The organism is Pseudomonas sp. UF-293 (assembly GCF_058245595.1).
This window is the reverse complement of the sequence record NZ_JBSICA010000030.1, coordinates 1-12474: the sequence shown is the minus strand read 5'-3', so window position 1 is coordinate 12474 and position 12474 is coordinate 1. Positions and strand designations below refer to the sequence as shown.

At 53.4% G+C, this 12474-nt stretch carries 7 protein-coding genes and 2 pseudogenes; all 9 read right to left on the bottom strand.

The window, feature by feature from the left end; genetic code table 11:
• Positions 1 to 38: 38 nt before the first annotated feature.
• Positions 39 to 1064: a hypothetical protein gene (locus AC4IHP_RS23260; RefSeq protein ID WP_490832867.1), complete on the bottom strand. Its 1026-nt coding sequence runs from the start codon at positions 1062 to 1064 to the stop codon at positions 39 to 41.
• Between the two features lie 592 nt (positions 1065 to 1656).
• Entirely contained in the window at positions 1657 to 2085 is a 429-nt protein-coding gene (locus AC4IHP_RS23255) for a HEAT repeat domain-containing protein (protein ID WP_490832866.1), read from the bottom strand.
• 523 nt (positions 2086 to 2608) lie between these two features.
• A pseudogene (locus tag AC4IHP_RS23250) lies at positions 2609 to 3864 on the bottom strand (RHS repeat domain-containing protein); the annotation flags it as partial.
• A gap of 22 nt (positions 3865 to 3886) precedes the next feature.
• Positions 3887 to 4189 (bottom strand): hypothetical protein, encoded by a 303-nt coding sequence (locus AC4IHP_RS23245; RefSeq protein ID WP_490832865.1) that lies wholly within the window; start codon positions 4187 to 4189, stop codon positions 3887 to 3889.
• A gap of 314 nt (positions 4190 to 4503) precedes the next feature.
• Positions 4504 to 5912, bottom strand: a pseudogene (locus tag AC4IHP_RS23240) (RHS repeat domain-containing protein); the annotation flags it as partial.
• A 92-nt stretch (positions 5913 to 6004) separates the two neighbouring features.
• Complete coding sequence (locus AC4IHP_RS23235; RefSeq protein ID WP_323621757.1) at positions 6005 to 6436, bottom strand: hypothetical protein; 432 nt, start codon at positions 6434 to 6436, stop codon at positions 6005 to 6007.
• Positions 6433 to 11211, bottom strand: coding sequence for an RHS repeat-associated core domain-containing protein (locus tag AC4IHP_RS23230; RefSeq protein WP_490832864.1), 4779 nt, complete (start codon positions 11209 to 11211; stop codon positions 6433 to 6435). Before AC4IHP_RS23230 ends, AC4IHP_RS23235 begins: the two co-directional genes overlap by 4 nt.
• Complete coding sequence (locus AC4IHP_RS23225) at positions 11211 to 11948, bottom strand: DUF4123 domain-containing protein (protein ID WP_256810790.1); 738 nt, start codon at positions 11946 to 11948, stop codon at positions 11211 to 11213. Before AC4IHP_RS23225 ends, AC4IHP_RS23230 begins: the two co-directional genes overlap by 1 nt.
• The coding region (locus AC4IHP_RS23220) for a bacteriophage T4 gp5 trimerization domain-containing protein (protein WP_490832863.1) at positions 11938 to 12474 on the bottom strand (537 nt) is incomplete at its 5' end. The genes AC4IHP_RS23220 and AC4IHP_RS23225, both read right to left, overlap by 11 nt.

The following is a 12474-nucleotide window of genomic DNA, read 5'->3' as shown; positions in this document are numbered from 1 at the left end:
TGTGATCACAGCTGTCTGGCTGCTGCAGGAAGCGCGAATCAAACCTCCTGCCGCCAAGCGGAGAACGTGATCACTGTGCCGGCTTCTTTTCTATTGGTGATTTCTATTTTATAGGTACCACCATCAATGTGACCCTCAACCAGTGCTTTGCGCTCGTTGCCGCTGACTTCCGCGTCCTTCGCATGCTGCTGATAGAAGTCGATAACATCCGCGTATTCGGTAAAAGTCCTGAGAATGACCTCATATTCATGCTGAGGGCGTCCGGCTATTTTGTCCCAATCACCGTCAATTGGTGTGCCTTCCATACCCGGTGTCGTAAATACACCGTGAGCGCCAGCGCCAATCAGGTGAGCTCGCTGCGGAATCAATGCCAGCATCGCTTTTGGAAAATCGGAAGGTAATTGAGCGGCAGTCCAGGCTCCCTGTTTCGGCTGAGTCACGATGTACTCAACGTGGGCAATCTTCTGCGCAGCGGCTCGGCGTTCTGGGTCATCACTCTCCGCCCACAGCGCCATCATAGGAGGCAACTGCTTACTCCAGGAGACCAAAGAGTCAGCGTCAGCCTTCTTGGCGCCTTCTGGCTGGAAAATAGTCAGCACTGTTTCCGGCGCATCGTTACAAGTCAATGCTTCCTCACGAGACTTGACGGTGCAGTGGCCATTGACCAATCCTACGGCGAGCAAATGCCCCTTGTCGTCCAACAGTAATGCGCCGCGCTCGAATCCGTTGTTACCGTCGTCCATGGCGGTGATCATTTTTCTGCCGGGAGGCACGCCATCAACAAACGTGGCCATCTGCGAATCGAGCGCTTCAAGAACCTGCTGCACGATCATCGTATTGTCATTGGTGTAACTTCCGGTTTGGTACCCAAAAAAATTAACGAGTGCAGAGCGAACCGCCGGGTCTTGGTTGAGCTTGGAAGCCCGTTCTGGACTGGCTTCGTTTGTGAGCAACAAGGCAGTTGTGCCGTCGGGACGTTGTTCGGATCGAAGTGACAGCGCGATTGCGCTCAGGGAGAAGGTGAAGGCTAGAAGCAAGGCGAGAGTGCGGCTCAAGTGTTTCAAGATAACAGTCCTTTGGTTATTTAATCCGTGAGAGTGATCGCAGAGATTTGATCGGGTGATTATGCGTTGAGCGTAAGTTTTCTGTTTTTTTTTTCATTATTCTTGATTGGGGATTTTTAATTTGACAGTGGCCTTGCAGGTCTCAGTATCGCGCCTTCCATGCTTATCAGGCGGCCCAGCAGATTTCTTCGTACAACTAATCAGTCAAGGCTTCCAGAACTCAATTCCTTCCATATGACGCTCTATGTCATCCATGTCATCCTCACCAAGAGTTGAGTCAAAATTTTTGCTGATAATGTTCTGATTTTTGCTAGTCGCTGAGTTACGTTTTCATCGTCAATGAACTCAGTTGTAGCTTTCCGGTATTCTTCAACCGGTTTGTCGCTATAGTAACTTCCCATTTTATGTAGAGAAATCAAGATGAATTCAATATTTGCGAGTGCTTCCAGAGCATCTTCGCCAGTCAGTATGATTTTTTGTTTTTTTTTTTTTTTTTTCTAACATTATTTTCTCTGATAGGGCATTGCGACAATTGGGGGGCGGATTTATTTCAATGGAAAATAAATCTGTCCCTGTATGTCCAGACTGGCTCTTATTGATTTTTATCTGATTTTTTAGCTTTTTCCAAAAGGTTGTACAGCTCTGGATAATAGTCGATTTCGTCTGGCGGCAGTTGGTCAATTATATTTTGTATTTTTTCGGCATATTTTGTTTCAATTGGTGTTTCTGTCCAGTCTAGCTCTGAGGCGGCGGCGATAGATACCTCGATAAATTCGGAGTCGAGAAGTAGTTTTAAAATCTCTATGGCATCTGCTGACCGCAATTCACCCAGTGCCGCAGCACTTCGCTCTTGCCAATATTGCTCCATAGAGAGAACAGTGTCGTGCAAAAGTTTCCAATCTTCCGCGTTGAATTTTTTCAATACTCCCTTAGCTACTTGCTCCGTTATGTACTCGTTCCAATTGGAGTCTTCATTCTGCCCAAGCCAGTGATTGTACTCTTCGTAAATTTTGCTGTTCATTCGCTATCTCAACTTAAGTTGATGGTGACATAGGCGCGTCGCCCGCAGGAAATGAAGACGTAATGACTCCGTCGTCCTTTAAAACCTGCCACTTCACACCGTCAACCGTTTTGGTGTGTAGGGTGGTTGTAACGCCGTCAACTTCCCGCATGAATACACCGGGTGTAGCGGCTACTTCATCTGTAACCCAAAGTATCTTGTCGTTGCTCCAGGTTTCTGGGGCTAGTGTATGTTTTCCGCCTTTCTTGGCTGACATACCGACGGTACCGTCTTTTCGTACAAGAACCATTTTGAAGTCTTGAACTTTTATCGTACCGTCTGCGTTTGTCTGTACAACGGTCATTTCGTGTTTTGGGGATTTTAAAACTTCAGAGGAATGCCCCCCAATCGGCTTATTACTGTTCGGGCTGCGCGTGCCGAACAGAATCTTATCTTGCATCTGGGCAGGCAGTGCCCCGGCGTATGGGCGATTATATGGATCAGGTGGCGCTTTTCCTTCGTCGTGTTCAGCTTTTTCCGAATCATCGGGCCTCTTACCTTTAGGTTCTTCCCCTGCGCCAGGACAGGTGTTCAGCCCCAACGGATCCACCCACCCCGTAGGGTTCGTCACGTACTGGTAGCTATTCAACCCACCCGCAAGCTTGATCGGATCCGGGGTCAAAAAACGCCCAGTGCCCGGATTGTAGTAGCGGTGGCGGTTGTAATGTAAGCCTGTCTCGGCGTCGAAATACTGACCTTGAAAACGCAGCGGATTATCGATTTCGCTTACATCCAGCGCTGCGAGATTACCGTAGGCGCGGTATTTCGCAGACCACATGATTTCGCCGCTGTAGTCGGTCAGTTCTTGCGGGGTGCCCAGGTGGTCGAGTTGGTAGTAGAACGGGGCCGCTTTTAATGGGCCTTCGCCGTCGAGCATGGCCAACGGGCGGAAGCTGCCCGGTTCGTAGATATAGCTGCGATAACGATTTTCTGCGTTTTCGGCGATCAATCGCTCGCCTTGCCATAGAAATTCAGTGGTATGGCCGTCGACGGTTTTCTCGATGCGGCGGCCGAAGGCATCGTATTTGTAGGATGCGGTGCTGCCACCCGGCAGGCTGACGCCGATCAGGCGGTGTTGGCAGTCGTAGCGGTATTCGGTGACAAGCTTTTGGCCGGTGCCGCGACGCTCGCGGATCAGATTTCCGTACGCGTCATAGTCGTAGTGGCGGTCGCCTTGCATCAACAGACGATTGCCTTTGACGTTGGCGTGGTTCGCCGCAGGCAGTTCATTTTGGCTGAGCAGGTTGCCTGCGGGGTCATGGGCGAAGCTTTCTGGCATAGCGCCGCGTACGCTGATAAGTCGGTCGAGCGGATCGTAGTGATAGCTGCGGTTGCCTTTGCGGCTGTCGTCGATGCCGGCAAGGTTGCCGTTGGCATCGTAGTTGTAGCGACGCTGGAAAAGGTGTTTGTCCCGCTGGCGGACGCTGTGCGCTTGAAGTCGACCCTGTTCATCGTATTGGTATTGGCTGAGCAGCAACCCTTGTTGGCGTTGTTGTTCGCGACCGGCGCTGAACTGGTGGCTGGTCAGGCGAGAGCCGTTGAGGTCGATGCTGCTCAGGCGTCCACCGGACAAATAACGGTAATCGAGCGTGCAGCCATCCGGCAGACGGCAGTGGCTGAGTTGGCCGACGCTGTCGTATTCGTAGCGCAAGGTGCCCCAGACCTGGTGTTCCTCGATGAGTTGGTCTGCAAGTCATATTTATAGGCGAAAGGCTAACGACCGTCGTCGACGCTGGCTAGTCAACGCGAGCTCGTCGATCCATTAAATTTTTACTTTATTCAATGTATGGTCTAACGCTTTTTCAAGATCGCCCCAGGTTGTGGCCGTTTCGGTGTATATAGGCGATGCCCAATTTTGATTTGCGATTAATGAGATTCTGAAGGCGCCGTGTTCACTGAATTCGGGATACCAACCAATGTCTATTGTTTGCTCGTGCGGGAGTAGCGCTTGCAAAAGATCCTCCCTTAATTCATCTGTAATGAGCGAAATATCCGATCCGACTAGGCTGGATATTTCGTCAAAAGTTATCTTGCCACCAAGTTTTTTTATGTTTTCAAGATTCATAAATCATTTCTTCTTTTTCGTTAGTTTTCTAAATGATTCTTCTGATATTGGATGTCCATGTATTGTGTTTGCACTTAACTTCACTCGCATGTACTGAGTTTCTTTTCCGTCATTGGCGCCTACGGTTTTTCCCATGTCAATTACTTTCCATGGTTAACATCTTGACCATTTGCAAACGCGTGCCGCTCTAACGCTTCAATGTCCGTGCCGGGTAGATATTTAGCTGCACCTCCATTAGCGGTCGATTTTACAACAGATGGCCAAGGAGCCTTAGGCGCCACATGTTTATTGCCATGATTTGTCCATTGAACGTCGGGAGGAGGCGGGGCTCCATCGCTTACCCTGGCTTTTCCTTCAGGTATTTTAGCGCTTTGCCCCGGAACGCATTTATCTCCGCCTGGACAAGTATTCAACCCTAGGGGATCCACCCACCCCGTAGGGTTAGGAACGTACTGGTAGCTATTCAACCCACCCGCAAGCTTGATCGGATCCGGGGTCAAGAACCGTCCAGTTCCCGGATTGTAGTAGCGGTGGCGGTTGTAATGTAAGCCTGTCTCGGCGTCGAAATACTGACCTTGGAAGCGAAGCGGATTATCGATTTCACTGACATCCAGCGCCGCGAGGTTGCCGTACGCTCGGTACCTCGCGGACCACATGATTTCGCCGCTGTAGTCGGTCAGTTCCTGCGGCGTGCCGAGGTGGTCGAGTTGGTAGTAGAACGGGGCCGCTTTTAGCGGGCCTTCGCCGTCGAGCATTGCCAACGGGCGGAAACTGCCCGGTTCGTAGATGTAGCTGCGATAACGATTTTCTGCGCTTTCGGCGATGAGGCGTTCGCCTTGCCAGAGGAATTCAGTGGTGTGGCCGTCGACGGTTTTCTCGATGCGGCGGCCGAAGGCGTCGTATTTGTAAGATGCGGTGCTGCCACCCGGCAGGCTGACGCCGATCAGGCGGTGTTGGCAGTCGTAGCGGTATTCGGTGATGAGCTTTTGGCCGGTGCCGCGACGCTCGCGGATCAGGTTGCCGTACGCGTCGTAGTCGTAGTGGCGGTCGCCCTGCATGAGCAGGCGATTACCTTTGACGTTGGCGAGGTTGGCCGCGGGCAGGTCATTTTGTCCGAGGAGGTTGCCTGCCGGGTCGTGAACGAAGCTCTCTGGCATGGCGCCGCGTACGCTGATCAGTCGGTCGAGTGGATCGTAGTGATAGCTGCGGTTGCCTTTGCGGCTGTCGTTAATACCGGCGAGGTTGCCGTTGGCATCGTAGTTGTAGCGACGCTGGAACAGGTGCTTGTCCCGTTGGCTAACGCTGTGCGCTTGCAGACGTCCCTGTTCATCGTATTGGTATTGGCTAAGCAGCAGACCTTGTTGGCGCTGTTGCTCTCGACCGGCGTTGAACTGATGAGAGGTCAGGCGAGAACCGTTGAGGTCGATGCTGCTGAGTTGCCCGCCAGGCTGGTGGCGGTAATCGAGTTTGCTGCCATCGGGCAAGCGGCAGTGCTTGAGCTGACCGACACCGTCGTATTCGTAGCGCAGAGTGCCCCAGCCTTGGTGCTCCTCGATGAGTCGGTCTTGGAGATCGTATTTGTAGGCGAGCGGCCAATGGTCGTCGTAAGCGTTTTTATAAGCCGGTCCAAAACGTCGTAGTGCAAATGAATATCTTCGAAATTATTAAACGTTATCACTAGCGGGCGGCCAAACTCATCGCATTGGCATTCGGTAGCGAACTCCCTGCTAGTGTTGTCTAACTATTTTTTTGATGAGTAGTCGTTGATGTTATATTTTTTGCGCGTACGGAAACGAGCGGCGCAAATTTGTTTTGTTAGATTTTTTTGAATGGGTATGTATCGCCGGAGATTACCATTGATTTACCTTCTATATGGATGTCTTTTATATTGTTTATAACTAGCTTTAGATTTTCTGAGTTTGGGAATAAATAGTAAAATAGTTCGAAGTATAAGTAGTCTTTGATTAAGTGGGTCGCTAGATTTTCATGGTTTTCCAAAAGCCCGCTGAAGGTCGGATAATTGATTTTTGCAAGCGCTGGGATGTCCGCATATCCCTGCTCTGCATCGTCAATCCTGCACTCGGAGATGAATGTATCGGCATAGATCATGAATTCTTCTGGAAAATCGCAGGGGTTGATTATGAGTTCATATGCCTGCGTATCGAGTATGGCAGCCTCGCCAAACCCGAGGCTTCTATAAGTTACGATGTTTGGGTTGACTAAGTTGCCAGAGGATTTAAATATCATGGTGTGGCTCCTGGTGGTATTAACGTGATTGTCCCGTCTTCTCTAAGTGTTATTGAGCCTGACGCTCGGTACTGTTCGCCAGCTCTTTGATCCTGTCCGGATCGAGTTCCAGAGCGTTGGAAGAATTCTTCAGGAGATTTTATTTCTTCAATATTTTGGGTTTTGTTTCCGGGTGTGATTCTGGTTTGTTCAAGCGAAAGAAAACCTTCCTTGCCCTCGAACTTTTTTTCCAGTCCTTTAACTAGTTTTCCGGCCTTATTCGCGTTTATGTCTCCAAATCCTACATCAAGGTCGCTACCAATGTGATTATCACCCCTGACCCTGCTACCACCGATAACGACTGAAGTCCCCTTTTTGTAAGACTCTTCAAGGATCATCTGGGCCTGTTCCTTTGGCAGGCCAGGGAGATGTTCTTGTAAGAATGCAGCTTGTGCCTCAGGCCCTGAAGTCCTCAGGACTGTCTTCTCTGGATATTTATTGAAGACAGATTTTTCGCTCCATTTAGGAGGTTCTGGGCACTGTCCTAGCTTGCAGCTTAAACCCAACGGATCCACCCACCCCGTAGGATTAGGCACGTACTGGTAGCTATTCAACCCACCCGCAAGCTTGATCGGATCCGGGGTCAAAAACCGTCCAGTCCCCGGATTGTAGTAGCGGTGGCGGTTGTAATGTAAGCCTGTCTCGGCGTCGTAATACTGACCCTGGAAGCGTAACGGGTTATCGATTTCGCTCACATCCAGCGCTGCGAGATTGCCATAGGCGCGGTACTTCGCCGACCACATGATTTCGCCGCTGTAGTCGGTGAGTTCCTGCGGCGTGCCGAGGTGGTCGAGTTGATAGTAGAACGGGGCAGCCTTTAGTGGGCCTTCGCCGTCGAGCATTGCCAACGGGCGGAAACTGCCCGGTTCGTAGATGTAGCTGCGATAACGATTTTCTGCGCTTTCGGCGATGAGGCGTTCGCCTTGCCACAGAAACTCGGTGGTGTAACCGTCGACTGACTTTTCAGTGCGGCGGCCAAAGGCGTCGTATTTATAGGACGCGGTGCTGCCACCCGGCAGGCTGACGCCGATCAGGCGGTGCTGGCAGTCGTAGCGGTACTCGGTGACGAGCTTCTGGCCGGTACCGCGACGCTCTCGGATCAGGTTGCCGTAAGCGTCGTAGTCGTAGTGGCGGTCGCCTTGCATCAGCAGGCGATTGCCTTTGACGTTGGCGAGGTTGGCTGCGGGCAGGTCATTTTGTCCAAGGAGGTTGCCTGCCGGGTCGTGAGCGAAGCTCTCTGGCATGGCGCCGCGTACGCTTATCAGTCGGTCGAGTGGATCGTAGTGATAGCTGCGGTTGCCTTTGCGGCTGTCGTCGATGCCGGCGAGGTTGCCGTTGGCATCGTAGTTGTAGCGACGCTGGAACAGGTGTTTGTCCCGTTGGCTCACGCTATGCGCTTGCAGGCGGCCCTGTTCATCGTATTGGTATTGGCTGAGTAACAGACCTTGCTGGCGCTGTTGTTCGCGACCGGCACTGAACTGGTGACTGGTAAGGCGCGAACCGTTCAGGTCAATGCTGCTCAGGCGTCCACCGGACAAATGACGGTAATCAAGTTTGCTGCCATCAGGAAGGCGGCAGTGCTTGAGCTGGCCAACGCTGTCGTATTCGTAGCGCAGAGTGCCCCAGCCTTGGTGTTCTTCGATGAGTCGGTCTTGCAGATCGTATTTATAGGCGAGCGGCCAGTGGCCGTCGTCGACGTTAACGAGGCGACCAAGTGCGTCGTAGCTGTAGTGAATCTCCTCACCATCGGGTAGCGTTTTTACAAGCAAGCGACCTGCGGCATCACGCAGGTATTCGGTGACCAGTTCACTACCGTCGTCACCGAACTCCGTTTTCTTCAGCAGTTGGCCGTTGAGGTCGTACTCGTAGGCAGTCCGACGACCATCGAAGCCTGTTTCTTGTTGAATCAGGCCGTTGGCGTAGTAATCGAGGTGGTAGTGCTCGCCGCGCTCGTTTTCAATTTCAGTGAGCAGCAGGCGCGAGTTATTGTAGCGGTAGCGCAGTTGGCTGCCGTCGGGATTGATACGGCGGCTGACGAGGTGCAGGTTGTCGGCGTATTCGTAGCGGGTGATACGGCCGAGCTCGTCGCGTTCGGCGGTGACTCGACCGTATGCATTGTATGTAAACGTCCGTGTTGCTCCACCGGGCAAAGTAATCTGTGCCAGGCGATTCGCGGCATCCCATTGGTAGTGCGTGATGGCGCCGTTTTCGTCCTGACGTGTGATCTGCCGGCCGAGTGCGTCGTATCGGTACTTGCGTTGACTACCATCGGGTAGGCGCTCTTCCAGAAGCTGGCCGAGACTATTCCAGCCCAACTGGTGCCGGCTGCCATCGGGCAGGCCGATTTCCTGCAAGCGGCCCCGACGGTCATAGCTGTAGTAGGTGGTGTTGCCTTCTGGATCTGTCTGTTGGGTGATATCGCCTTGATTGTTGCGCTGATATTTCCAGACTGATTTACCGCGAACAACCTTACTTACGAACCCACGGCTGTACTCGTAGCCGGTTGGTTCGTCTTCTGGAGGTATGACTGCGACCAGGTGCCCTGATTCGCTGTATCGGTATTCGGTGATAGCTCCGAGCGGATTTTGCTCCGCGATCAGGCGTCCCTTTTCGTCATATGCCTTGAGATTTTCGGCTCCGTCCGGATCAATTTGAGCAACCAGTCGGGCTTGGTCGTCGTGGGTGTATATCTCTTCGCTACCGTCTGCGTTTGTGACAGTGACACTTCCCTTATCATCCCAAACGTAGCGAGTATCCATCTGCGAGAAGTTCGCCCAGTGATGAATACAGCGTGCAGATTTGCCCTCTCTTTCCCATTCCCAGTAGAAGCTGGCACCTCCGGCTAGACGGCGCTCGAGAATGACGTTTTGATCGTTATAGGCGTAACGCTCGGCTTCTCCAGCGGCGTTTTTCGCTTCAATCAAGCGGTGTTGCGAGTCGTAGGCATAACTGATTATCGTCTGGACAGTGGTCCATCCGTCTTCCAGATTGTCTGCTGGTGTGAACTGTTGATAGTCGACCGCCACAATATGCGTGCGATCGTAGCGCAACAGCAAGGCACGACCGGCACCATTGTCGATACGTTTGATCCGACTGTGAATATCGCGCGTGACATGAAGGCGGTTGTCGTATTTGTCACTGATGGCTATAAGTGTTGCGCCTTTGCGATCGTAGCGGAAGTGATAGAACTGAGCATGCTCACCAGCCTGAGTGAGAATAAGTTCTGATGGATCGTCCCCGATGAAGATGGCTGCTTCCGAGAGGCTATTGGTTATCGCCGGGCGTTGGATGCTTGGAAGTGGGAAGGTGATCACCCGGTTTTCATGATCGGTCCATACCACTTCATCGACGTTGATTTCTAACCGCTGTGCTAACGCGTGGCTCCAGCCAAAACCCAGCCCACAATCGATTTCCGCTGCGCTGTTCCGATAGAGACGAGTCCAGCTAAATGGTATAGCCCCTCCGAGTTCACCATCGGTCAGCGTCAGTAGCTCCTCGCCAGTGACCATCGAGACCGGGCAGCCGTTAGTGCAAGTGTTCTTTGCGCAAGTTGCGCTTTTTTCATCTGGGGTCTTGGATTGTGCAGGGGCATCGTGCCGGGTTGTCGGGGTTTCGACGGTCGTCACACGCTTCCCATCAAAACGCAACTCGGAAATCCCGTTCCTGACCTTCGCAGTCACCCCTCGGGCGGCCACTGCGGTGTACTTGGCGACATACTCCATAAAGCCGTTGATGATCTTGAACACCGACTTCACGAAGCCGATCACGGCCTTGATGACAAGCTCTCCGTACTTCTTCAGTCGGGCCGCAAGGTAGATGACGCCGGTACCTTCTGCCGCGATGGTCAATACCACGCCGATCACGATGTCGATCGCAATGCCAACCACAATTGCCGTGGTCATCTTTGCTACATCGCCTGCCATTTTCATCGGCGGCAAGCCCGCCAGCCAGATCACCGCACTGCGTACCAGCAAAAACAAAGCAGCTTCGTCACTTGCCAGCAACATGGCTTTTTTCATGATGTCAGGCGAGCTTTTGGCGACTTTGATCAGTTCGTCTGCGCCAGCGCCGAGATCCTTCGCAAACTTTCCTGGGTCCTGGAGGATGTCGAGCACGAGACTGATGCCGTCCCATACGCCCTTGATCGCTTCCCAGCCACCTTCAAGAATGCCGTTGCCGATGGCCATGGCTGTGCCGGAGGTTGAGAGATTCGACCATTGCGGTTTGAAGCCGGCCCATTCCTTGCGTAGGAAACCTTCAAGGTCCGCAGTCACACCCCTGTAGGAACTGAAGAGGGCGTCGATCTGCGCCGGGGTCACTTCGTTATGGACGCGAATCGTGTAGAACTTGCCGGGTACACCCCCGGTCCACGCGGCCTTGCCTTGGGCGTCGAGTTTTACCTTGCTGATCGCACCACCGTCCACCGCCACGATTTCGACTTCGATATCGCCGACGGGAATGTCGTAAACCGATTCGAATTTGCTCTCGATCAGCAACGGTCCCTTGAGCGGACATTGAGCCACGTTCGACGTAAAACTACCGTCGGTCATGCTCACCGCTTTACTGGTGTTGCCCACCTTGATGACACGCTCCATGCCCAGCAAAGACGGCATGTCAGCGGCACGGCTACCCTTGTCGAGGGCCTGTGCATACCAGGTTTTGGTTTGCTCCTGATACAGCTTCAGACTGTCCTTGAAGGTGTTCAGTTGGTTGTCAACAAAGGCAACGCGATCCATCAGCCTTGCTCCAGAATCAGGTGGTTTATCAACGCTTCTTTAAGGTTTTGCGGCGCATCCGGGCGGCGCACGAAGCGGGTGATTTTCAGCTTCAGATTGTTCTCGGGCCATGCGGTGTAGAGGTCCGGGCGGTCTTCTTCCAGCCACTGCATCAGATTGCTGACCAGCGTCGCCGGATTGTCCTTGCTCAACCCCTCCAACAACCCCTTCGGCACCTCCCACCACGGCCAGTCCCGCACCTTCGGCACCACCCGCGTGCCCACTTCCAGCGCCTGCCCATTGATCAGATACCGCTCAAACACCGGCAGCACTTCTCCAGCCTTCTCCCCAAGTCCCCGCAGAATCGGATAAATATGCCGTCCATCCCAAAACCGGAAAAACACCTCGGTGCCATCCGGCATTTTCACCTGCGTCAGGCTGCGCAGATGTTCGAACACTTCGTTCGGTTCTGAACGCGATACCGCCAGCCAGCCCCAGTCGAGGGCGTCGGTTTCGGCGATCCATGGCAGGAAGGCGGAGTTGGCTTTGAGTTCGGTGAGGTAGGGCATCACCGGTTGCCAGGTGGAGTAGGGCGTGCCGCCCCAGATCGGGATGAGCTGGGCGGTGGGTTCGGTGAGGTACAGGGTTTTCAGCGCATCGGCGTCGCTGGCGGCGCTGATGATCAGGTACAGGCGCTCGCCGCTTTGCAGCGGCTGTTGCGCCAGCCAGTCCTTGGGGGTGATTGGTTCAGATGGCACAGGCACCTGCCTTGCATTTTTCGCATTCTTCGCAGAACGGCGCGTTACGTTTGAGGGTGTTGATTTGCGCCGGGGTCAGGACCTGACCAGCCTTGTCGGCATCCGCCTGTTTCAACACGCCCGGCATCAACGGCGCAGCACCAGTCCCACTGCCGGGGCTGCCACCAGAGTTCATGTTGATCACCGGCCCGCTCATGGTCACGCCGCCGGCGTCGATCTTGATGAAGCTGCCGCCACCCACCAGGGTCAGCTCCGCACCTGCTTCCATCACCACTTTCATGCCGCTGCTCAGGTGGATTTCCTGTCCGGCGTCGATGAATTGGCCGGTGCCGATCTTGATGTGCTGGTTGACGCCGACGGTGAGGTGGTCGTTGGCGCGGGTTTCGACTTTGCGGTCGGCGTAGACGGTGTGGTGTTCTTCGGCCTTGAACTCGGTGTAGCTGTTCTGTTCGACGGTGTCGTGGCGTTCGTTGCCGACGCGGATTTTCTGGTCGTGCTCGATGTTTTCGTCCCAGTCGCGCTGGGC